23 protein-coding genes and 1 other annotated feature (1 of these 24 only partly in view) are annotated in these 22485 nt (G+C 34.8%); all 23 genes read right to left on the bottom strand.

Annotated features, from left to right (window positions below; genetic code table 11):
- Positions 1-234: a binding site (T-box leader), on the bottom strand; it reaches 5 nt to the left of the window's first position.
- Between the two features lie 25 nt (positions 235-259).
- The 23 genes from PP176A_RS03610 to PP176A_RS03500 all read right to left on the bottom strand — a co-directional run bounded on the left by PP176A_RS03610 (position 260) and on the right by PP176A_RS03500 (position 22450).
- The gene (locus PP176A_RS03610) at positions 260-1585 is read right to left on the bottom strand and encodes a replication-associated recombination protein A (RefSeq protein ID WP_071139086.1); all 1326 of its coding nucleotides are present in this window, start codon (positions 1583-1585) and stop codon (positions 260-262) included.
- Between the two features lie 51 nt (positions 1586-1636).
- The gene (gene orr, locus PP176A_RS03605; RefSeq protein ID WP_071139085.1) at positions 1637-2701 is read right to left on the bottom strand and encodes an ornithine racemase Orr; all 1065 of its coding nucleotides are present in this window, start codon (positions 2699-2701) and stop codon (positions 1637-1639) included.
- A 51-nt stretch (positions 2702-2752) separates the two neighbouring features.
- Positions 2753-4120: a GlmL-related ornithine degradation protein gene (locus tag PP176A_RS03600; RefSeq protein WP_071139084.1), complete on the bottom strand. Its 1368-nt coding sequence runs from the start codon at positions 4118-4120 to the stop codon at positions 2753-2755.
- The gene (oraE, locus tag PP176A_RS03595) at positions 4110-6332 is read right to left on the bottom strand and encodes a D-ornithine 4,5-aminomutase subunit OraE (protein WP_071139083.1); all 2223 of its coding nucleotides are present in this window, start codon (positions 6330-6332) and stop codon (positions 4110-4112) included. Before oraE ends, PP176A_RS03600 begins: the two co-directional genes overlap by 11 nt.
- On the bottom strand, positions 6332-6697 hold the full coding sequence (locus PP176A_RS03590) for an ornithine aminomutase subunit alpha (protein WP_071139082.1): 366 nt from the start codon (positions 6695-6697) through the stop codon (positions 6332-6334). Before PP176A_RS03590 ends, oraE begins: the two co-directional genes overlap by 1 nt.
- A 15-nt stretch (positions 6698-6712) precedes the next feature.
- Positions 6713-8131, bottom strand: coding sequence for a 2-amino-4-oxopentanoate thiolase subunit OrtB (gene ortB / locus PP176A_RS03585; RefSeq protein ID WP_071139081.1), 1419 nt, complete (start codon positions 8129-8131; stop codon positions 6713-6715).
- Positions 8131-8439, bottom strand: a complete 309-nt coding sequence (gene ortA / locus PP176A_RS03580; RefSeq protein WP_071139080.1) for a 2-amino-4-oxopentanoate thiolase subunit OrtA — start codon at positions 8437-8439, stop codon at positions 8131-8133. Before ortA ends, ortB begins: the two co-directional genes overlap by 1 nt.
- 35 nt (positions 8440-8474) lie before the next feature.
- The gene (gene ord, locus PP176A_RS03575) at positions 8475-9527 is read right to left on the bottom strand and encodes a 2,4-diaminopentanoate dehydrogenase (RefSeq protein ID WP_071139079.1); all 1053 of its coding nucleotides are present in this window, start codon (positions 9525-9527) and stop codon (positions 8475-8477) included.
- Between the two features lie 209 nt (positions 9528-9736).
- A complete protein-coding gene (locus PP176A_RS03570; RefSeq protein WP_071139078.1) occupies positions 9737-11143 on the bottom strand; it encodes a sigma-54 interaction domain-containing protein in 1407 nt (468 codons plus the stop codon).
- Between the two features lie 30 nt (positions 11144-11173).
- Positions 11174-12481, bottom strand: a complete 1308-nt coding sequence (locus PP176A_RS03565; protein WP_071139077.1) for a sensor histidine kinase — start codon at positions 12479-12481, stop codon at positions 11174-11176.
- A gap of 8 nt (positions 12482-12489) precedes the next feature.
- The gene (locus PP176A_RS03560; RefSeq protein ID WP_071139076.1) at positions 12490-13179 is read right to left on the bottom strand and encodes a response regulator transcription factor; all 690 of its coding nucleotides are present in this window, start codon (positions 13177-13179) and stop codon (positions 12490-12492) included.
- Positions 13180-13194: 15 nt separating this feature from the next.
- A complete protein-coding gene (gene pgeF / locus PP176A_RS03555) occupies positions 13195-13935 on the bottom strand; it encodes a peptidoglycan editing factor PgeF (protein WP_071139075.1) in 741 nt (246 codons plus the stop codon).
- 23 nt (positions 13936-13958) lie between these two features.
- Entirely contained in the window at positions 13959-14417 is a 459-nt protein-coding gene (nrdR, locus tag PP176A_RS03550) for a transcriptional regulator NrdR (protein WP_071139074.1), read from the bottom strand.
- 66 nt (positions 14418-14483) lie between these two features.
- Positions 14484-14729: a YlmC/YmxH family sporulation protein gene (locus PP176A_RS03545; protein ID WP_071139073.1), complete on the bottom strand. Its 246-nt coding sequence runs from the start codon at positions 14727-14729 to the stop codon at positions 14484-14486.
- 94 nt (positions 14730-14823) lie between these two features.
- A complete protein-coding gene (sigG, locus tag PP176A_RS03540; RefSeq protein ID WP_441296102.1) occupies positions 14824-15606 on the bottom strand; it encodes an RNA polymerase sporulation sigma factor SigG in 783 nt (260 codons plus the stop codon).
- Positions 15607-15672: 66 nt separating this feature from the next.
- Complete coding sequence (gene sigE / locus PP176A_RS03535; protein ID WP_071139072.1) at positions 15673-16386, bottom strand: RNA polymerase sporulation sigma factor SigE; 714 nt, start codon at positions 16384-16386, stop codon at positions 15673-15675.
- Between the two features lie 2 nt (positions 16387-16388).
- Positions 16389-17297 (bottom strand): sigma-E processing peptidase SpoIIGA, encoded by a 909-nt coding sequence (gene spoIIGA / locus PP176A_RS03530; RefSeq protein ID WP_159429028.1) that lies wholly within the window; start codon positions 17295-17297, stop codon positions 16389-16391.
- A gap of 156 nt (positions 17298-17453) precedes the next feature.
- Positions 17454-18545, bottom strand: a complete 1092-nt coding sequence (ftsZ, locus tag PP176A_RS03525) for a cell division protein FtsZ (protein ID WP_071139070.1) — start codon at positions 18543-18545, stop codon at positions 17454-17456.
- A 13-nt stretch (positions 18546-18558) separates the two neighbouring features.
- Entirely contained in the window at positions 18559-19800 is a 1242-nt protein-coding gene (gene ftsA, locus PP176A_RS03520; RefSeq protein ID WP_071139069.1) for a cell division protein FtsA, read from the bottom strand.
- 53 nt (positions 19801-19853) lie between these two features.
- On the bottom strand, positions 19854-20198 hold the full coding sequence (locus PP176A_RS03515; protein WP_071139068.1) for a small basic family protein: 345 nt from the start codon (positions 20196-20198) through the stop codon (positions 19854-19856).
- Position 20199: 1 nt separating this feature from the next.
- On the bottom strand, positions 20200-20928 hold the full coding sequence (locus PP176A_RS03510) for a DUF881 domain-containing protein (protein ID WP_071139067.1): 729 nt from the start codon (positions 20926-20928) through the stop codon (positions 20200-20202).
- Between the two features lie 15 nt (positions 20929-20943).
- Entirely contained in the window at positions 20944-21669 is a 726-nt protein-coding gene (locus PP176A_RS03505; RefSeq protein ID WP_071139066.1) for a DUF881 domain-containing protein, read from the bottom strand.
- A 10-nt stretch (positions 21670-21679) separates the two neighbouring features.
- The gene (locus PP176A_RS03500; RefSeq protein WP_159429027.1) at positions 21680-22450 is read right to left on the bottom strand and encodes a cell division protein FtsQ/DivIB; all 771 of its coding nucleotides are present in this window, start codon (positions 22448-22450) and stop codon (positions 21680-21682) included.
- Between the last annotated feature and the right edge of the window lie 35 nt (positions 22451-22485).

The following is a 22485-nucleotide window of genomic DNA, read 5'->3' as shown; positions in this document are numbered from 1 at the left end:
GGACGAAAGGTTCGTGTTGCCACCCTAATTGCTGTCTTAAAAAACAGCCACTCTTTGCAATATATTCTATATTGCCTGCCTATAACGGTGCAGTTCCGTCATTCCTACTCTCTTTAAAGGATTTCAGCCAGAAACTCAGAGATGTTCTTCAGCATAAGCTTTGTATCGACCTTCCACCATCATCGATTCGCTTCTTACATTACTTATGTCTACTCTTCTCATCAAAGTCAATATCATATTTATATAATTATAAATTATATTACTTATATTTGTCAAATAATTTTGATAGTCTTTCTTTAATTACTTTTTCATATCCGTTTTCCGTAGGTTCATAATATTTTGCTTCTTTTAACTCGGGAGGAAGATAATCCTGCTTAACAAAGGAATTCTCATAATCATGAGGATATTTATATCCTATGCCGTGGTTAAAATCAGATGCTCCCTTATAATTTGCATCCTTTAAATAATCGGGGACTTCTCCGATTCTCTTATTTTTAACATCATCCAGAGCTTTAAGTATACCGGAAAAAGCCGCATTGCTCTTCGGGGCACAAGCCACATATACTGCTGCTTGAGCCAAGGGGATTTTCCCCTCAGGCATTCCCACTGTCTCTACCGCTTTGAACGCAGATAAAGCAACGGTTAAAGCATTGGGATCAGCGTTGCCTACGTCTTCGGAAGCACATATTATTATCCTTCTGGCAATAAATTTAGGATCTTCCCCCGCATATATCATCTTGGCAAGCCAATAAAGGGCAGCATTTGGGTCAGACCCTCTCATGCTCTTAATAAAAGCTGAAATAGTATCATAATGCTCATCTCCGCCCTTGTCATATTTGGCTTGCTTTACTTGAATACAATCTTTAATTACTTCCAGATCAATGTTGATTATTCCCTTATCATCTTTCGGAGTAGTCAACACTCCGAGCTCAAGAGAATTCAATGCAATTCTTCCGTCCCCTTCAGAAATTTCCACAAGGTAATCGACGGCATCTTCTGCTATGTCTACATTAAACATTCCTAGTCCCTTTTCTTTATCTTTTAATGCTCTCATCAATATTTCTCTCAATTCCGCCTTGCTGAGCTTTTCAATAGTTATTATCTGACATCGGGAAAGAAGAGCTTTGTTTACCTCAAAATAGGGATTTTCCGTTGTAGCACCGATAAGTATTATTATTCCTCTCTCTACATAGGGAAGAAGAGCATCCTGCTGAGTTTTGTTAAACCTATGAATTTCATCGATAAACAATATTGTCCGTTTGGAATAAAGTTTTAAATATTCTTTTGCTTTGTCTACTACTTCCCTTATATCCTTAATTCCTGCAGAAACCGCACTTAATTTTTCAAAATTCATTTTGGTACTTTTGGCTATAACCATTGCCAAAGTAGTTTTTCCCGTACCCGGAGGACCATAAAATATCATTGAGGAAAGTCTGTCTGCTTTTATAGATCTGTATAAGAATTTGTCCTTTCCCAATATATGTTTTTGCCCTATGAAATCTTCTAATACTTCCGGTCTCATCCGTTCCGCCAGAGGAGCATTCTTTTTTAAATTGTTTTCCATATTCATAGTGAAAAGATCCATTTAATCACCTATCTCTATTATTTCCGGAAAATTTCATTTTATAATATAAATCTATACATAAACTTTCTTTACATATTCCGAAGTCATACCTCTAAGTATTCCTCCGTATTTTAATCCGAATTCCAATTTATCTCCGACCTTATATTTTATTTTACTATTTGTTATATCCAATATCAAGTGGTCACTGCTGCTTCCTATAACAGTTATTTCTTTATCATAAGGTGTTATATCGTCAGGTAAAAGATCCTGCCTTCCGATGGCACATATCATTCTCTTTCTTATTCCCTTATCTTCAAATACAGGTACGTTTCCGAAAGCATCCTTTCCTATTTCTCCGACAGGAAGGGAAGGTTTGTCTTTAATTTCTATTGCTTCAATTACTAATTTAAATACATCATTAAATGTTTCTTCAATATCTTTTCCGTAGGCTGTTTCCCTTCCCAAAACAAGGGATTCCCCAAGTCTTAAGTTATTTATTCCTTCCGGTATCGTTCCATCATATAAAAGGGGAATACTTGATGAGTTTCCGCCGGAAATAATTTTGAGCTTTACATCATGGTTTTTCTCTAAATTGTTCTTAATTTCAACCAATCTGCCCAGATTTTCCGGAGTCGGAATCACCCCTCCGTAGCAGGTAAGATTAGTGCCTATTCCTATTAGTTCCACTCCTTCAAGTTTTTTTATTTCTTCTGCCGATTTATACAAATCATCTTCATAAAAATATCCTTCTCTTAAATCTCCCAAATCCACCATCAATATAATTTCATGCTTTTTCCCTATTTTTACAGCTTCCCTAGAAAGGGCCCTAATTGTTTCAATTTCCGAATTCAAAGAGGCATCCGCATACTTTACTACTTCTTCTGCTTCACTTATCATCGGAAGCCTTAAAAGTATCTTGGGAAGAGAAAAATCCTTCAATCTTTGAAAATTTTGCAGCCTGGAATCCGCCAAATATGATACTCCTCCGTCTACATAAGCTTTAACAAGTTTTTTATCGGCACAGAATACTTTAGTAACTCCGGCAACTTTTATTCCATTTTCTTTACATTTATCCGTTATAGTTTTTACATTATGTTTAAGTTTGCTTAAATTTATTTCAATTCTTGGGTAATCCATAATATCCCTCCATATACTTTAAATAAGTCCAACATAAATGTTGGACTTATTTTATTTAATATTTAAGCTATTTTTCAATAATCTTAGTGCCGTTTCAGGATATTTCTTTGACAAAATTCCCAAAGAAGCCATTATATAATCGTTATCAACCAATATTTCCACATCTTTATTAGGGAGAAGTTCGTGCCCTTTATTGCTCAAGGGAATTTCTCTCATTATATCGACTCTGTGGGGAAGCCTTGTCAAAGCTCCTCCTGTACCTATAATATATTTCACTCTCGTCAAATCTTTTCCTTCCGCAACAGTCGTCCTTCCGCCGGAACCGTACAGATATCTGAATATACCTGCATGTCTCTTAACTGCCGTAACTGCTGCATGAAGAGTCAGTTTTTCTACAAAAGCTTTTTCTAAATCCGTTTTGGGTATGGGTTTATGATTGTCAATAAGATTTTGTAATTCTTCAGGGGATAAATTTAATTCTTCTTCCAGTTTTTCTTTTCCTACCATGTCAACAACATTATGCATGTTTACATACACTCCCAGATCTCCTTCAACAGTTCTCTTTGCTAACGGTTCAGGACTTATAAGTATTCTAGAGACTTCCTCATTGCCTTCCGTTACAGAATGAACGTCGGTAGTAGCTCCTCCCACATCCAACGTCATCAAATCTCCGATATCGTCATAAAGAAGCTTTGAAGCAACCATAACCGCACCGGGAGTAGGAATGATTGAGCCGGTAACCATTTCTCTTACTCTCTGCATGCCTGGAGCATGAACAATATGCTTTTCGAATACATCCTGAATCACCTTTCTTGTAGGTTCTACATTTAATTCATCTATCTTAGGATAAACATTTTCCACTATATATAATTCAGATCTGGAGTTTTTAAACAAATCTTTTACATCATCTTGGTTCTCTACATTTCCTGCATAAATAACAGGTATATCCAAATTCAAATTCGCAATAAGCTCCGCATTATAGAGGGCTGTTTCTCTTTCCCCGTAATCTACTCCTCCTGCTACGAGGATTATATTGGGGTTTATTTGCATCAGCTTATTTAAATCACTCTTCCTCAGTTTTCCGGAAGTTACCTGTTTTATATTGGCTCCAGCTCCCAAAGCAGCTTCTTTGGCCGCTCTTACGGTCATATCATACACGAGGCCGTGAACGGTCATCCTGAGTCCGCCTGCAGCGCTGCTTGTAGCTATTAATTCACCATACTCTATACTGTCTGTCTTTAGATTAAAAGACAAGTTATCAATGGCATTGTGCAGTCCGATATTCACGTCTCCTTCTCCGACACTGGTTGGAGCCTGCCCCTGTCCCGCAAATACGGGACAAGGGCTGTTTACCTTATCAAAAGCATTTACAACGGTAGTAGTACTTCCTATTTCAGCTACCAAAACATCAATTTTCATTTTTCTCTCTCATTTCTCTTCTTTTTTTAACCAAGAATGTAGCCACTTCAGAGCCTTTTGACCCTCTGCCGAAACCTACATCAACGCCGGTTTTAACCGCCAGTTCATTAGATACCTGAGTTCCTCCGGTAGCAATTATTACTTTATCTCTTATACCCTTTTCAACACAAAGCTCATGCAATTTTTTCATATTTTTATAGTGAACATTGTCATGGCTTATAATAGTTGAAGCGAGGATGGCATCTGCTTTTTCCTCTATGGCTGCATCCACCAGCTTCTCAACGGGCACGCTTGTTCCAAGGTATACACACTTAATACCGTATTGTTCAATTCCTCCGTGTTTGATATCGATAATTTCCCTCAAACCAACGGAATGTTCATCTTCTCCCACAGTAGCAGCTACAATTTTCATGGGATGAGCATCTATTTCCTCTCTGATTTCGTCGTCTGTCATTACTTCTGGTTTAGGCGGAATAACCAGCTTACTTGTATCAATCGTGAAAGGAACTTTTCCCTTAATTTCCACTCTCGTTCCTTCTGCTTCCTGCATTATTTCCCTACTGATTGCTTCCACATTTTCAAGCCCTAATTTCTTTCCTATTTCAATTGCGGCAAATTCTGCTGTTCTTGCTTCTACCGGCAGGAACATTGTTATTAGGATTGTCCCGTCTCCCAGCCATTCCATTTCCGGTTTTATCTTTGTGGAATTTCTTAATTCTTTATTTTCTTCCATTCTTATATTAACATTATCGGTTTCGTCCAGTTCGTCAATATATATTATCTTGTCCGGATCCTCAAAAGTACATCCTCCGATTAATTTGGAAGGATCGTCCACAGCGGTTTTGTCGTATTGAGCTACGTTATTATATCCGAATACCGCTGTTACAGGAGCCATATAATCTTTATCTCTTTCAACAATTGTACCTGCTGCAACTCCTCCATCAATCTGTCTTGCTATTCCGTCTCCGTTTCTTTCAGGATAATACCCCGAGTCCACAAAGAAACCATCTTGAACAGCCTTGAAATATCCTCCTACTTCCAATATTTCTTCCATGAAAAGAACAGCTCTTTCTTTTATTTCTCTTACTCTGTCCGCAAGTTCTCCTTTATCTCTCTTTATCTCAACCATTTCCTCAAGGCCGTCCATGCCCACAAGAGCTTGTTTAGCAGTATCTACTGCCTCAATATTGTAAATATGCCATGGAACGTTTCTTCCTTCATCTGGTGTAATAGTTGACTGAATATCGGCACTTGTAAGTTTTGAAATCATAAGGTTTAAAACGTGAGTAACTGTAGCTTCTCTTGTTGACGATTCCATATACTTGGTATTCATCTGGGCACGCATTCTGTAACCCGTAAAAAATTCTCTCAGAGCTACGGCATAAGGTAAATCCAATCTCATACAAGGAGCCGGCGGTGCCGTAGGCGGTACTGTTGAAAGGCAAATATTCCCCTTCTTCATTCCGACTTTTACTGAAAAAATACTGTTCAGCGCATGCTGTACCATAAGTTCCGGCATTACCTTCCATGCTTCTCTTGCTGTTGCATTGGCATTATGGGCACCATCTATCTGAGCCATATCTGCCCATGCCATAACCTTTTTTGCAGAAGCGGCATCAACAAAGGACCTTATCATATTTATATCCCTGTATAACACGTTATACTGAGGATCCTGATGGGCCCCGTTTACGCCTTCTTCCGCAAACATTACCGCAACCTCCGGGCCTGCCACACCGCTTACATAAGAGTGATAATTTATCGGGCGGCCCACTTCATCTTCTATTAAATCCAATGCTTTTCTCTGAGCACGAACCTGTTTCCTGGTTACCGGTATTCCTCCTATACCTTGAGGAGTCCCTTCTATCAATCCGTCAATATGGCTTTGGCCCGCTGTTCTTATAACCATTATATGATCTGCTCCATGCCATGCGGCCATTCTCATTCTTCTGATATCATCTTCAAACCTTCCCGAAGCAATTTCCGTGGTTATAACCGGTTCAGGCTGAGGATCAATATTATCAAAATATTTTGAGGCAGGCAACGGCTGAGACTGCTTTAAATTTTCTGATGTATCGTGGTATTCAAATTGCCATATTTTTCTCTTTTGTCCTGTTCCCTTTCTCCACGTCCAGCCTCTTCTTCTCGGCCTGTATTTATCGAGGTCCTTTAAAATATTCTCAATGCTCAATTTTTCATTAGGTTTAAGCTCCATTATTTGGCACCTCCCTTGAAAGCTGCAATGGCATCTTCCCACATTTGACCTTCATAGAGTTTTAATCCGGTTTCTCTTATGCCCATATGTTTTTCTTTGGCTAATCTATAAACAATATTTCCCGCACCTTTCCCGAGAAGCCCTCTCTCAACCGCCTTATCAACTATTCCTTTAGCTTCAATGCTTGAAAATCCCATTCTCAACAAAACTGATCTCTCAATAGAAGGACTCGTATTTTTATATGCTAAATCAACCATAGGATCAACAATTTTTCCTGCTAATTCCCAGAATCTTTCTTTTAATTCTTCTTCCGAGAGATTAGCTAAATGTTTTCTTCTTTCTTGAAAATCATCGGCTCTCTTCACTGATTTTACCTCCTACTAATAAATAATATTTAATTCTTTCAATTCTTCCTTAACAAATTCTTCATTTGTCTTTGTTTCTTCAGCTAAAAACTTGATATCCTTGTCAGTTACTTTCTTAGCATCGGAATGTTTAATACAATTTTTAATATAGGACTTTCTCATCTTATTTATATCCGTATCTTTTGCTTTGATATAACTTGGATCCTTGGGAAGAACAATATTCTTTCCCGGTACTTCATCCTCAGGATCTCCTATTTCTACTTTAATCCCGTTCTCCTTAGCGAAACTAAGCTGAGGTTGAATATGCTTTCCGGCTCCCGTATATTCTGTCTCCTGAGCCACTACTATTTTGTCTTCGTCCAATTCCTGTGCCAATGAAAAAGCCACAGCCAAGGATGTGTTCCCTGCAGGTCCTCTTTCTATCCCTTGCACTTGGGCTAAAGCTTCCGTCATATAAAATACGGAACCTTGGTTTATAAGAAGGTATCTGTCCATATATCTTAAAGGTCTTGCTGCAGACCTTGGAACGTCGGATCTGTCCGGCCATGTTGCAAAGGGTACTCCAAATCCTGTATGACCTGTAGTAAATGATTTTTTATTAAACTGTGTATCACTGGCCATATGAAGTCCGCTTAAATCAACACTTGCTCCCACTATCTGAGTATGGGAAGCTCCTGCCTTTATAAGTCCTCTTGCCGTTCCGGTAAGATTCCCTCCACCTGCATTTGTGATTACTACCGCATCCGGATCCTTTCCTTCTCTTTCCCTGAACTGCATTGATAATTCATATCCTAAAGTTTCGACTCCTGCTATTCCGAAGGGAGTATATAAAGAAGCATTAAAATATCCTGTTTCTTCAAGAATCTTTAAAAATGTATAGAAGAGTTCCGGTCCGACTGTAAGTTGCACTACTTCCGCTCCCAGTGCTTCACATTTTCTTGCTTTCTCTATTATTTCCGGCTGTCCTACTCCTCTTGAATCGTAACATTCCTGAACTATTATGCACTTAAGCCCTCTCATGGCAGCCTGGCTTGCCACCGCTGCTCCGTAATTTCCGCTGGTCGCCGCAACAACTCCCTTATACCCTAATTTCTGGGCATGATAACAAGCCGTTGCCGCTCTTCTGTCTTTAAAACTTCCCGATGGGTTTGCCGCTTCGTCTTTAATGAATATCCTTGCTCCTTTTCCTTCCGGTGCATATTTTCTTGCTAATTCGGTCAGATTCTTTAATTCAAGGAGAGGTGTATTGCCGACGCCTGTTTCCTTCTGTATCCTTTCTATCTCTTGAAGACTGTATCCGGTTTCTCGCATCATCTTTTCATAATCAAAAACTATACCGTCTGACTCAAAAGCATCATAATCAATTCCTATAGCTTTTTTCATAATTTCAGACCTTCTGCCCATTACAGCTTCAAAGCTCATATCCTTACTCATTATCGATCACCTTCCTTGCTGATTATTCCTCTCAATTGTCTGCCTATATAAAGTAATTCTGGAACGCATTTTCCAAAGCTATGAGTATAATAAGGATTAACTTCCACCAATTTTCCTTTTTCCCTGCGTCCTATATAAGTCTCAACTTCCACCATATCTCCGATATTTGCTTCGTCGTTAAGAAGAAATCCCTTTACCCACATTTCCAATGGTACCTTTCGAGTATCTTCAGGCAAATGAGGCGATCTTTCTTCCGACTTCAATACAATATTATGAATTCTTACCCATGTACCTTTTTTTGCATCCATTTATATCCCTTCCTCTTCAATTTAAATAAATATTATTATTCTTCTTCAATGAATTCTCTCATATCTCCCATTATTGCTCTCGGTACCGGTAAATCCAACATTGTCTTAAGTCCAGGACGTGAATTGATTACCTGAGGTATCATGTTAATACACATTGCAATCGTACCTATTCCTCCGGGAACTTCAGGTTTATTCGACATATTTATATTAGGTGTCCCTTTAATTGTTATATAATCTCCCGTATTTGTTCCTTCCAATTGAGGCTCAACTTGTTGAGGATGAACCATCTCTATTTTCAATTCATTATCAACATATCCATAGCCTAACATCTTGCATCCAGCCACATTTCCGGGTTGAACTTCAACATAAGGAGTTTTTCTGTATACCTTTGAAACTATAGGAGCCATGGTTTGCTCTACTTTCTTGCTTAATTTCCATCCCAAAGCATCTGCTATCATATTAACTGATTCAGCAAAACCAACATGGCCTGCCAATTTTCCTTCCTTCATTTTCTGGTTGAATTCGTCAACAGTTATCCCTACTCCTTGTTCATGCATTACAGTAGTCCCAAAAGGTGAAAGGCTGTTAACTCTTTCTGCCTTAATATGATCAACATCAAGGCAAGCGCCGGTTAAAATCACTACAAGTAAATCCATAATAAGTCCCGGGTTAATTCCTGTTCCTAATACAGTAACACCGTTTTCCTTTGCAATTTTATCTAATTCTTTTGTAAGTTCCGGTTCTTTTGCCTTCGGATAAGCCATTTCTTCTGCAGTAGTTATAACATTGATCTTCTTTTCCAAGCAAAATTTCATTTTATCAAAAGCATTTCTTGTATAGGAATCCGTTGCAAGAAGTACCAAATCCGCTGCTTTTTCAGTGATAACTTCATCCCTTGTTCCAATGATGACATCTTTTCTGTTTCCTCTCTTTACATCGAGAAAATCATACATGCTCTTACCAACTTTATTACCTCTTCCAACCACTCCTACAATATCAACGCCTTTTTTAGCAAGCAATGCTTCTGCCATGCCTTTTCCCATGGCACCAAGGCCCCAAATAATAATTTTGACATTTTCTTTTCTCATTAAGAGCACCTCCAAATTTTATTAATATTTATTATCCTTTAATATAAATATGCAATAACCTTGCCAACAAATATTGAAAAGGGTTTTAAGAGCAGAATTTGGAAATATAGAGGTTTCTCAAAAGAAATTTATGGAAATATTAAAGCAAAAAAATATTACCATGCAAATATATTGGCGTTAACGCCAATATATTTGCATGGCGATAAATGCTATAATTGATACTTTTTGATTTTATGTTGAAGAGTCTGCCTTTTGATTCCCAACTTTTTAGCTGTTTTTGAAACGTTATAATTACATTTCTCAAATGCGGAGCTTATAACTTTACACTCAATATTATCCATTAAATTAGGAAGAGGTATTGATAAATCCATACTATCTAAGACATTTGGATTATCATACTTTTTAAATATATGGGAATTTGTTATAAAATGCTCTTTTTTTAAAGTATGCTCATCATCGGATATGTAATTCATGGCTGACTCGATTACATTTTCCAGTTCTCTTACATTTCCGGGCCATGAATACGTATAAAAAGAATTTAGTACATCATCCGATATTATCCATACATCCTTATTTAAATTTCTATTATATTTATCAATAAAATAATTACATATAACAGGAATATCATCTACCCTCTCTCTGAGGGGAGGAATCTTTATATACACCACATTTAATCTATAATAAAGATCTTTTCTTAATAATCCCTTTTTTACACATTCATCCGGATCTTCGTTAACGGTAGCAATAATTCTTACATCAATAGGTATATCTTTAACCCCGCCGATTCTTCTAATGTAGCCTTCCTGAAGTACTCTCAGCAGCTTCGCCTGAAGCATTACAGGCATAGAATTTACTTCATCCAACATTAAAGTCCCTCCACTTGCCTGTTCAAATATTCCGGGTCTCTCTATGGCCCCTGTAAAACCACCTTTTTCAGTGCCGAAAAAGATTCCTTCAAGGAGGGTATCAGGTATAGCAGCACAATTCTGAGCTATAAAAGGTTTTTTTCTTCTGATCCCTCCATAATGTATGCTCTGAGCAAAAAGCTCTTTCCCCGATCCGGTTTCTCCATATATTAATACGCTGGATATGGTATTACTGGCCCTTTTACCTATGTCTACAGCTATTTTCATTTTATCGTTATTTCCTATAATATCGCTGAATTTATATTTTCTGATTCCTATATTTCCTTTAGTTTTGTTTGTTGTAACAAGATCATTTTGAAGATCAATAAGCTGATCGGAGAGCTTTCTGATATGAGTAACGTCCTCTGCTATTTCCAATGCCGCCACAGTTTTTCCATTACAGAATATTGGAATTGTTGAATTCACACTTGTTATTTTTTGTCCTTTATAATTTAAATATGTCTGAGTTTTATTAATAATAGGTTCCTTAGTTTTCATTACGCTAAGGAGTGTGCTCGTTTCTTCGTTCAGACTTGGAAATATAGACAGTAAGTCTTTATCGATTACATTTTGAGATTCCAATCCTTCTATTTTTGCCATAGCCTCATTATAAATTATGGTTTTCCGTTCCTCGTCTATAACATGGATTCCAATATAAGAATACTGCAAAATACTTTGCAGTATTATGTCATTGAGAATATTTTTCTTCATGGTATCATCCCTTGTATTATATATTTATTTTTAGTCTTTCCCATCTAAAGGTATGGTTACAGTAAAAATTGAACCTTCTCCAAGCTTGCTGTTTATCGTTATCGTCCCCTTAAACATTAATACTATATGCTTTACTATTGCAAGACCTAATCCTGTTCCTCCCATCTGCTTAGATCTTGATTTATCAACTCTGTAAAATCTCTCGAATATCCTTTTCTGATCCTCCGGCGCTATTCCTATACCTGTATCAATTACATCTATGACAACGTGGCTTCTGATTTTCTGCGCTTTGACAACTACTTTTCCACCCTTTTGGGTATATTTTATTGCATTATCGGTTAAATTTAATATCATCTGCTTAAAATAATTAAAATTTCCATATATAGCAGGTATCCCTTTCTTTATTCCCCGGGACAATACAATATTCCTTTTCTCAGCTTTAATATTCAAAACCTGAAATACCTCATCAATTACTTCTTCTATATGAAAATATTCATCCAGTGCATTCCTTTTTTCACTTTCTATTTCAGACAGCATCAGAAGGTCTTCCACTAAAGCATTCATTCTGTTTACTTCTATGTCCATAATATTTAAAAACTTATCAGATACTGAGGGATCCTCCATTGCACCGCTCTTAAGGGTTTCTATAAATCCTTTCAGAGAAGTTAAAGGGGTTTTTAATTCATGGCTTACATTTGCCACAAAATCTTTTCTTATACTCTCGAGTTTTTTTAATTCGGTTATATCCCGTATTACAAAGATTGTTCCAAGTTTTTCCCTGGAGTTCTTATCTTCAAAAATAAAATTAGAATTGATTTTCATCACCTTGTGATCGAGTCCCGAAATTTCATATTCCCTTTCTTCTCCGTTTTTTGTTAATAATTCATAAAATACCTGCTGTGCTTTCTCGTCTTTAATGATATAATCCAAATTTTTATCTATGCTTTCTTCTTCATCCATTTTAAAAATTTTTTCGGCAGAAGAATTAATAAAAATTATATTCTTATTGTTATCCACCGCAATTACTCCGTCGGTAATACTTGTCAAAATGGATTTAAACTTTATATTATTTTCCCTAAGTTGCAATATAGTACTATTTAATTGCTTGTTTACCTCATTGAATTCCTTAGATAATATTTTAAAATCCTTATTTCTATAAAAATAAGTTAAAAGTGTCATAAGGAATCCTATAAATATAAATACAAAAATATAATAAGCAAGTTTGATGTTTGCTACCGTACCGTAAACAATCCTTTGAGAACTCAAAAATTCAACAAACAAAATCGTTATTGCTATCAAAGACAATAATAAAAGAATTACAAATATCTTCTTTTTCATTTTCCCTCCTATTTAAACTTATAGCCCACTCCTCTTACAGTTTCTATATATTTAGGATTTTTATCATCATCTTCAATCTTTTTTCTTAAGTTTCTTATATGCACATCTACTGTCCTTGTTTCCCCAAAATAATCATAACCCCAGATCATATTTAAAAGCATATCCCGGGAAAATACCTTTCCCTTACTCTCCAAAAGGACTTTCAAGAGTTCAAATTCCTTCAGAGTCAAATCAACTAATTTATCATCCTTATAAACTTCATGCTTATCCAGGTCTATGATTATCCTTTTATCGATGATAACTTTCCCTTTTATTTCCGTTTTCTTGCTGACTCTCCTCAATAAAGCTCTGACCCTTGCCAGAAGTTCTCTCACGCTGAAAGGTTTCGTTATATAATCGTCCGCCCCTATTTCTAAGCCCAAAACCTTATCTATTTCGCCGCTTTTGGCAGTAAGCATAATAATCGGAACATTCGCGGTATCACTATTCTCTTTCAATCTTTTACAAACTTCAATACCATCAATTTCGGGAAGCATTAAATCCAATATTATTAAATCGAATTTTTCTTTCTCTGCCATGTTTAAAGCTTCCCTGCCGCTATAAGTTGATTTTATAGCATAACCGTTAGCTTCCAGATTATATTTAAGAAGTTCAACAATATGCTCCTCATCATCAACAACAAGTATTTTTTCATACATAGTCTATTCTCCTATTCATCCCATTAGTTTAATTCCGGCCGCCATTCGCTCCATTGTCCTCTCTTTTCTGTAGGAATAAAATCTGTCATTATGGCAACTGGTACATAGGCAGCTATTAACAATATTTTGTTTAAGAATTCCTGCTCTTAAAATAAGCAATTCATTACTTCTCCAAAGATTCAAATGATATTTTCCTTCTTTCTTCTCAAAACATTCAATTAAAAAAAGATGTTTACCGACAAATGATTCGTAGATTTCTTCCCCGACTTCATAACAGCAGGGCCCGATAGAAGGTCCAATTCCCACAATAATATCAGAAAGTTCGGAACCGAATTCTCTTTTCATTAAGTTAATCATCTTACCACCAATATCCGATAAAGTTCCTCTCCATCCTGCATGAGCCAATCCTATAATTTTTCTTTTCTTATCAAAGAAAAATAATGGAACACAGTCTCCATGAACAGTAACCAATACTATATTTTTTTTATCTGTGAGAAGTCCATCTACTCCCTTAGGTTTTTCTGTTTCGTTATAAAAATTTATATCCTTAATTATTGATATATTATTCCCATGAACTTGGTTAGAAAATACAATTTTATTTTCAGGTTCATCAAACAGCAAAGCTAAATTATTTAAAATATTCCCTTTATTAAATCCAATTCTTGATGTAAAAATAGTTTTAACATTTTTATTCTCATTAAAAAAAGGTATTTCGTAATAGATCATTTCTTTATAAGATTTTTCTATGAAATCCATATTGAACTCCTCCGAAAGCAGTATTATTTTTCCTTATCCAATATCTTTTTCAATTCATCCATAAAAGTATTCAGATCTTTAAATTGTCTATATACAGATGCAAATCTCACATAAGCCACTTCATCAACTTTTATTAACTCATTCATTACATTTTCCCCTATATATTTACTGGTTATCTCTTTCTCCATAGAATTATACAGCCGTTTTTCTATATCATTTACCATATTTTCTATAACAGCCATAGACACGGGCCTTTTTTCGCAGGCTTTAATTATCCCTGTAAGTAATTTATTTCTATCATAAGCTTGCCTGTTTCCATCTTTTTTTATTACGACCAATGGTATCTCTTCAATTTTTTCATAAGTAGTAAATCTTCTCCCGCATTTTATACATTCTCTTCTTCTTCTAATGGCTTGTCCTTCATCCGTCGGCCTCGAATCCACTACTTTTGTCTCATAGTAATCACAAAAGGGACAATTCATCTTCTCACCTCATTTAATTATTATCTAAGTTGATTATAATATATTAAATTCAAATTGTCTAATCCCTTATTTTCTGCTATATTTTAAGTCCACCAGGATTATATCGGTTCCTATTTTAATTATGTTTTCCCAGGGAATAATCAAGTCTTGGCTTTTCCCAAAAAAATTGAGTATCTTTCCCTCTCCCGGTATAATTATTGCCGATACATCTCCCGAATTTAAATCTATTTCAAAATCATATATCAATCCGATTCTTGTACCATCATCAATATTAACTACTTCCTTTTGACGCATATCAGATAACCTCAACATAATACCTCACCAATCCTTTTCTTATTTTCTTTACTATATATATACTTTAATATATATAAGAAATATTCCTAAAAATGGTGAGGTATTATTTTAATTACACATATTTTTTCATACTTTTAAGAGCATTTTTTTCAAGTCTTGATACTTGGGCTTGAGAGATGCCGATTTCTTCTGCAACCTCCATTTGAGTCTTGCCTTCAAAAAACCTTAAATTCAATATCAGTTTTTCTCTGCTGTTTAATTTGCTTAAAGCCTCCCTCAACGTTATTCCCTGAAGCCAAACTTCATCTTCACTTTTTTCGTCTTTAACCTGGTCCATCACATATATTGCATCTCCACTATCGTGGTATATAGGTTCAAACAAGGAAATAGGCTCTTGAATGGCATCTAAAGCAAAAACCACTTCTTCTTTTGGAATACCTAATTCTCCCGCAATTTCTGTTATAGTCGGCTCCTTTGAATTCTTATATATAAGGTGTTCTCTTGCCTGAAGGGCTTTATAAGCAATATCCCTTAAGGATCTGCTTACTCTTATGGGATTATTATCTCTTAAATACCTTCTTATTTCTCCTATTATCATAGGCACCGCATAAGTTGAAAATTTAACGTTCTGGCTGGTATCAAAATTATCAATAGCTTTTATAAGGCCGATACACCCTACTTGGAACAAATCGTCTACATACTCACCTCTTCTGTTGAATCTCTGTATAATGCTTAAAACCAATCTTAAATTCCCATTTATAAACTTATTTCTTGCTTCCATATCTCCTTGTTTTATTTTTTTAAATAGTTCCTGCATTTCTTCATTGGTAAGGACAGGTAATTTTGAAGTATTTACTCCACAAATTTCTACTTTATTGGTATGCATCCACTTCATTCCTTTCAATAAGTTTTGCCCCTTTAAAATAAAATTATTACCTGTAGATTTTTTTTTATTCACTAATTAAACCATTCTCATCATTTCTTTTCTAAGCCTTTTTATTATTCTTTTTTCAAGCCGTGATATATAGGATTGAGATATTCCAAGCATATCCGCCACTTCCTTTTGAGTTTTTTCCTTTCCGTTTTTAAGGCCAAACCTTAATTCCACTATTTTCCTTTCCCGATTTGACAATTTGTCGATTGCTTCATTGAGAAGTTCTTTATCCACTTCTTCTTCTAAAAATTTAAATATAGTATCTCCTTCTGTTCCCAATATATCCGAAAGTAAAAGTTCATTTCCATCCCAGTCAACATTTAATGGTTCGTCAAAGGATATCTCCGCCTTTGATTTACTATTTCTTCTCAAAAACATGAGTATTTCATTTTCAATACATTTTGAAGCATAAGTCGCCAATTTTATATTTTTATCAGGATTAAAAGTATTAACTGCTTTTATAAGTCCTATAGTTCCTATGGATATTAAATCCTCTATATTTATGCCCGTATTTTCAAATTTCCTTGCAATATACACTACGAGCCTCAAATTTCTCTCTATCAATACACTTTTAACATCGGCATCTTCTTTTAATTTGGAAACATAATACAATTCCTCTTCCGGTTTTAACGGCGGAGGAAGAACTTCTCCACTTCCAATATAATGTATATTATTGATTCCCAATCTATAAAGTATCTTAAAAAGAAATTTATTAATTTTATATTTGATGTTTATAAACATTTTTATACCCCCTTATATAAGATCTCCGGATGAAGCAATCCTTTATATTTTTCCCCATCTGACATTTTGTTGTTATATATCGCTATTACTATATCCTGAGTTATTCTTCTATTTATCTTCTCATTTAAAATATCCAGTTCATCCGGTTTAAATCCAATCAGTATGCCGTTGTCTTTCCCTATGGATTTAAAAGGTATAAACCTTAATTTTATTTCATCTTTCAATTCCATCATTATATTTGTAAAATCATCTAAATTAAAACCTTTATTTTTCATATAGTAATTTTGTAATTTTAACGGAAGTATATTCTTAATAGCTTCAAATTCCACAATAACTACAGGTTTTTGACTTATAGGCTCTTTAAGAGAATTTCCCGTATCTACCAAAGCGGTAAATATTGCCTTCCTTCCTCTCAAAGTCACGGCTACTTCCGTAAATACATCTTCTTTATTAAGTTTTAAATTAAAATAGTTAAAAACATATCTTATTAATAATACGGAAAATGTTATGCTTATAATAAGAAGTTGAGACGTAAAATCATTTATAAAATATATCTTGTGATAAGTCAAATCACTATTTTTCAAAATATAAAATACAGCTAATCCCGCTCCTGCAAAAATAAATGAAATTATATAAAAATAAGCAAGGAGTTTTATAAACGTTTTAAGCTTTGCCGGATTATAAGCTATAACTATCATCAATATTGAAACAGACACCTTAACTGAAAATTTCGTTAGATAATGGAATTCAGGATAAAATACCACTAGTGCATAAAGGGAACCAACAATTGCCGCAATTAAAATCCTAATTTTATTTGTTTTTGTTCTTGTAACTTTATTTGTAACATATAATATAATAAAATTTATAATTGCATTCTCTAAGAGTAAGTATTCAACATACACATACACCATCAGACCCCCCTTTAAAATATTCATAATATACTTCTATTCACTTGTCTCATAATTTATGTATATTATACTTCTAAGAAGGAAAAAAAAATGTCATATCCTATATAAAGAAAAAAATCGTTTCTCCCTTAAAGAAACGATTTTTAGACAAAATACTATTTATTTATCTTTTCTCCTTAAAAACGTCGGTATATCCAAATCATCTAAATCATACTGAGATGTGGCAGCTTCTTCCTTAGCTTTAACCCTCGAATCTGCTCCGAGTTTATCGGATTTAAGAAACTTTCTTTCGCTTTTCTGATTTTCAAATCCTGTGGCTATAACCGTAATCTTAATTTCATCTTTTAAACTTTCATCTATTCCTGCTCCAAAAATAATATTTGCGTCTTGATCTACGGATTCTCGTATTAAATCTGCTGCTTCATTAACCTCAAATATACCAAGATCTGCTCCACCTGTAAGATTTAAAAGAACCGCCTTTGCTCCTTCTATAGATGTTTCAAGGAGCGGACTCTGAATAGCTTGCTTAGCGGCTTCAACGGCCCTATTTTCTCCTTGGGCTCTGCCTATACCCATATGAGCAATTCCTTGATTTAACATTATAGTCTTTACATCGGCAAAATCCAGATTAATCAGTGCCGGAACCGCTATTAAATCAGAAATACCTTGTATGCCTTGTTTAAGTATTTCATCTGCCATCATGAAAGCCTGAACCATAGTGGTCTTTTTTTCCGCCACCTGAAGCAGTCTATCATTAGGTATGGTAACTAAAGTATCTACCTTGGTCTTTAAGTCTTCAACGCCTTTTTCCGCATGAATCATCCTTCTTCTGCCTTCAAAAGTAAATGGCTTTGTTACAACCCCTACTGTTAAAATCCCTAATTCTTTTGCTATTTCAGCAACTATAGGTGCAGCTCCCGTACCGGTTCCTCCACCCATTCCTGCTGTAATAAATATCATATCGGCACCTTTGATGGAATCGGAAATCTCATTTCTGCTCTCTTCTGCTGCTTTCATTCCTATTTCAGGGTTTGCTCCTGCTCCCAATCCTCGAGTGAGCTTTTCTCCAATTTGAATTTTCGTATCGGATTTTGACGCAAAAAGGGCTTGTCTATCGGTATTAATCGCAATAAAGTCTACTCCTTTAACACCACATTCAATCATTCTGTTTAATGCGTTATTGCCACCGCCGCCTACACCTATTACTTTTATTTTCGCATATTCTTCTACTTCCATATCAAAGTCAAACACCTCATAAACCCCCTTAAAAATATTCCTCCCAGACTTTTTTTAAAAATGATAATAATCCTTTATTAGAATTTGCTTTACTGCTTGTCTTCTTATTATGTACATTATTATATTCTACATAATAATTAAATTTCCTCTTTAAAGAATAATTTATAAGCCCAGCTGCAGTTGAATAAATAGGCTCTTGTATTCCTATGTAATCCGGTTTGCCTATTCTTACAGGCAGCTCAAACATTTTCTTCGTTAAATCTACTCCTTTTGGAAAATAGCCAATTCCACCTCCCGTCAATACGATTCCGGCCAATATGTCTTTGACAAATCCTCTTTTAAACAATTCCTTATAGATAATTTCAATTATTTCATTAACCCTTGCTTCAATTATTTCACTCAATTCCGCATTAGTAATATTTATTCTTTCATCAGAACCGATAGGAGTTACCTCAATAATCCTTTTTTTATTAACATTCGGATTAAAATTCAAACCATATTTTCTTTTTATATCTTCACTTTCCTTATATGGTATTCTAAAACCGATTGATATATCATTAGTTATGTGGTTCCCGGCTATAGGTACTAAGAAATTATAAATCAGGCTCCCATTTTTAAATAAGGACACGTCAGTAGTTCCTGCTCCTATATCTATAAGTAATACACCTAATTCTTTCTCATCCTCAGTCAGTACCGACTCGGATGTGGCTAATGGTTCAGCTACTATTCCAAGAACTTCCAATCCTGCTCCATTTACACTTTTAACAATATTAAGCACAGTAGTAGCGGAAGCGGTAACAATATCTACATCAGCTTCAAGTCTAATTCCCGTCATTCCTATGGGATCTCTTATTTCATCGTATCCGTCAATTATATACTGTAATGGTATAATATCTATTATTTGCTGATTTTGAGGAATTGATATTATGGTTGCTGAATTTAAAACTCTTTTTACATCATCGGAATTTATTTCTCTATTTTCATTAGAAACAGCTATAACTCCTTTATTTTTTGTAAATTTTGTGTATCCTCCGGCAATATTAACATAAGCATTATCAACTTCTATATCTGCCATATTCTCTGCCTGCTCTAATGCATAAGAAACGGCTTTCGACGTATCTTCTATATCTACCACGATGCCCTTTTTTACACCATAGCAAGGACTGATTCCAACTCCGATTATTCGAATTTGCTTACTCTTATCTATCTCGGCAATTATTACACAAACTTTAGATGTTCCTATATCAACTGAAGTAATCAGTTCCCCCATACAATTCTCCTCCTTTCAGCAAAATTGGCTTATAAAATGTGACCTTTCTATAATTATTCCTCTTTGCGTCTCTTCGATATGATAATTCTTCTCATCCTTGCAAAATTATCAAATAATCTTCCTCCAAAGGTAAAAATCGCCGCATAGTATAATGGGACTCCAAGTCTGTCTCCAACATATGCCAAAAAAGCTGCTAATAGAGCGTTCCCGAAAAAGCCTGAAATAAATATTTTAGTATCAAATTTATTTTCTAAATTTGATCTTATACCTCCAAAAACAGAATCGAGACACGCAAGTACTGCTACAGAAATATAAAGAGCATAAGCGGGATTATAAGTCACAGGCAATAATAAACCAATTATAACTCCAATCAAAATTCCAATTAAAGCAAAAAACATATTATTCACCTTCTTTTTCAGGTTTTGCAAATTTATAATCAACATCTTTAGAATAAGCCGGTATCTCAACCGAATCCTCTATCCGCGATTCAACTTCAATTTTAAAAACATTTTTTAAGTTATAAGCATAACTGTTTGGAGCATTTATAGCGGCATATAGTAATTTAGGATCCCCTATGGCTTTTATCACAAAAGGGGTACCTACGCTTTTCCCGTTTACTCTTATTATAGGACCTCCGCATTTTATCTCCGACGTAGACATAATCCTCTGTCCGTTAATACTGATAGCTTCAGCCCCGGCACTTCTTAAATCATTAAATATATTTAAAATATCCACATCATGAATAATATCATAATCAACTGAGTATCCGACTATTTCTTTATCCTGATTATCTCTCATCTTTATTACTATCCCCGGACCCTCCATATCCGTATATCCGGATTGGGCCTTTGCATCAGATACTTCTTCTGTTAACAGTTCTTCTATGCTTTTATTTCCTTTATCTACACTTTTCACTAAGCTAAGTTCTTTCTTCTTTTTTTCAACCAGTTCTTTCATCTCTCCAATTTCTCCATTAAGAGCAGCTATATCATTCTTAGAAACTTGTATGGACTTCAAAGTAACAGGAGTATAGCTTTCCAGGTGCTGCTTTGCCTGCATAGATAACGCCATTCCGATAGATAGGCATGATACAAAAAATATAACATTAATCTTCGATAATCTTCCCATAATTATCCTCCCATACTAATTAGCTGTCTCCTGAACCGGCTTAGCAAAAGTAAAATTCTTGATTTTTCTATATTTTGGTATTGATACGTTTTGGTCCTGTTTTAATTGAACTTTATAATCCGTATTATTCTCAAGATAATATTTAATTCCGCCTTTTATAGACAATGCAGATTCCAACACGGAAGGATCCCCTATGGCTTTAATAACTATTGGCGGCCCTACGGAAACTCCGTTTATTTCCAAATGATCATTAGCCTGAACTATCTCGGTAAAGGAAGTATATCTTTGATCATTAATTGATATGGCTTCCGCATCCGCAGAGTTTAAAATACTTATGATTTGAATTATTATATCCGTATCATATACTATACTATTTCCTTGACCAAACTGTACATCCATCGGAGGATCATCTATTTCGAATATTACTCCTGGGCCTTTCATATCAATATATCCTGCAAGAGTTCTGTATTTCTCCAACTCATTATATAACCCCTCGGTATATGAGTTATTGTCTGACTCTCCCTTTTCGTATTGTTTTATCTTAGATTCTAAAGTGTCTAATTCCTTCTGGAGATCATCTCTTTCTTTTTGTAATTTTTTAAGATCAGCAGCCAGCTGCTGTGCTCTCTGAGTTGGAAGTACTCCTTCTCCTACCGTCTCAGATACGGTTTTAAATTGAATGGACAATATTACCCCTAACAAAATACAAACCAAACCTATAGATAATTGACCTTTTTTCATTTATATCCCCCTAATTGTTATCGGTTACAATAATAGGATTTTCTCCTTTATTAAAGTAAATATATTTACACTTAATTTCTTTCTTATTAACATCATTTAATATTTCCAACAAATAGCTTAACTTATATTTTATATTATCTAAGGGTCCAAATGCAACTACTATCCCTTTTTTTAAATTGATAAGAACATTGTTTTCATCAGTAAAATCGAAGCCGGCAACACTTTCTATAATATTTATTTTAATGCAATCATGTATAAAACTGTTAATTTCGGCTGAATTTTTTTCATCTTTAATCTTGTACTTTTCCCCAATTTGGGGTTCCTCAACTGATATCCCCTTTAGAAGAGGAAGTTTGTCTTCCCCCTCTTTTGGGCTTATCCTTAATATATATCCGTCTTCATCCAAATAAATGTAAGAACCCATATAAGGAATAAGAAACTTTTCTTCTCTTTCCACTACATCTATAATAATCCGGTTAGGTAATTTTCGTTTAATTTTAACTTCCTTTATATAAGGCATGCTAAGAAGATTTTTTTTAGTATAACTTAAATTTACTTTCATTATATTCTCCTTAAGGACAATCCCCGAAGCATTAATAATCTGTAAATCGGATAGGTTTTTATTTCCATTGATATCTATACTTTTAATATGAAAAAAATTAGTTTTAAAAGTAATCATTAAAAATATTGAAAGAAATAATATAAATATAATAAATATTATGCCTACTTTTTTCCTTTTAGCTTTCTTTTCAATTTTTTTATTTATTCCTATTTTATTCATATGGTTTTCTGCCTCCAATATAAGGTTGTCCATTT

It is taken from the genome of Sporanaerobacter sp. PP17-6a, assembly GCF_900095615.1.
Classification (GTDB): domain Bacteria; phylum Bacillota; class Clostridia; order Tissierellales; family Acidilutibacteraceae; genus Acidilutibacter; species Acidilutibacter cellobiosedens.
The sequence above is the reverse complement of the archived record's forward strand: the minus strand, read 5'-3'. Positions and strand labels throughout refer to the sequence as shown.

What these genes read in the sequence shown, in the direction of transcription:
- PP176A_RS03610 (WP_071139086.1), bottom strand. Translation starts at nt 1,585, where the DNA reads ATGGATCTTTTCACTATGAATATGGAAAACAATTTAAAAAAGAATGCT.
- orr (WP_071139085.1), bottom strand. Translation starts at nt 2,701, where the DNA reads ATGGATTACCCAAGAATTGAAATAAATTTAAGCAAACTTAAACATAAT.
- PP176A_RS03600 (WP_071139084.1), bottom strand. Translation starts at nt 4,120, where the DNA reads ATGAAAATTGATGTTTTGGTAGCTGAAATAGGAAGTACTACTACCGTT.
- oraE (WP_071139083.1), bottom strand. Translation starts at nt 6,332, where the DNA reads ATGGAGCTTAAACCTAATGAAAAATTGAGCATTGAGAATATTTTAAAG.
- ortB (WP_071139081.1), bottom strand. Translation starts at nt 8,131, where the DNA reads ATGAGTAAGGATATGAGCTTTGAAGCTGTAATGGGCAGAAGGTCTGAA.
- ortA (WP_071139080.1), bottom strand. Translation starts at nt 8,439, where the DNA reads ATGGATGCAAAAAAAGGTACATGGGTAAGAATTCATAATATTGTATTG.
- ord (WP_071139079.1), bottom strand. Translation starts at nt 9,527, where the DNA reads ATGAGAAAAGAAAATGTCAAAATTATTATTTGGGGCCTTGGTGCCATG.
- PP176A_RS03570 (WP_071139078.1), bottom strand. Translation starts at nt 11,143, where the DNA reads ATGAAGAAAAATATTCTCAATGACATAATACTGCAAAGTATTTTGCAG.
- PP176A_RS03565 (WP_071139077.1), bottom strand. Translation starts at nt 12,481, where the DNA reads ATGAAAAAGAAGATATTTGTAATTCTTTTATTATTGTCTTTGATAGCA.
- PP176A_RS03560 (WP_071139076.1), bottom strand. Translation starts at nt 13,179, where the DNA reads ATGTATGAAAAAATACTTGTTGTTGATGATGAGGAGCATATTGTTGAA.
- pgeF (WP_071139075.1), bottom strand. Translation starts at nt 13,935, where the DNA reads ATGGATTTCATAGAAAAATCTTATAAAGAAATGATCTATTACGAAATA.
- nrdR (WP_071139074.1), bottom strand. Translation starts at nt 14,417, where the DNA reads ATGAATTGTCCCTTTTGTGATTACTATGAGACAAAAGTAGTGGATTCG.
- PP176A_RS03545 (WP_071139073.1), bottom strand. Translation starts at nt 14,729, where the DNA reads ATGTTGAGGTTATCTGATATGCGTCAAAAGGAAGTAGTTAATATTGAT.
- sigG (WP_441296102.1), bottom strand. Translation starts at nt 15,606, where the DNA reads ATGAAGTGGATGCATACCAATAAAGTAGAAATTTGTGGAGTAAATACT.
- sigE (WP_071139072.1), bottom strand. Translation starts at nt 16,386, where the DNA reads ATGTTTATAAACATCAAATATAAAATTAATAAATTTCTTTTTAAGATA.
- spoIIGA (WP_159429028.1), bottom strand. Translation starts at nt 17,297, where the DNA reads ATGGTGTATGTGTATGTTGAATACTTACTCTTAGAGAATGCAATTATA.
- ftsA (WP_071139069.1), bottom strand. Translation starts at nt 19,800, where the DNA reads ATGGGGGAACTGATTACTTCAGTTGATATAGGAACATCTAAAGTTTGT.
- PP176A_RS03515 (WP_071139068.1), bottom strand. Translation starts at nt 20,198, where the DNA reads ATGTTTTTTGCTTTAATTGGAATTTTGATTGGAGTTATAATTGGTTTA.
- PP176A_RS03510 (WP_071139067.1), bottom strand. Translation starts at nt 20,928, where the DNA reads ATGGGAAGATTATCGAAGATTAATGTTATATTTTTTGTATCATGCCTA.
- PP176A_RS03505 (WP_071139066.1), bottom strand. Translation starts at nt 21,669, where the DNA reads ATGAAAAAAGGTCAATTATCTATAGGTTTGGTTTGTATTTTGTTAGGG.
- PP176A_RS03500 (WP_159429027.1), bottom strand. Translation starts at nt 22,450, where the DNA reads ATGAATAAAATAGGAATAAATAAAAAAATTGAAAAGAAAGCTAAAAGG.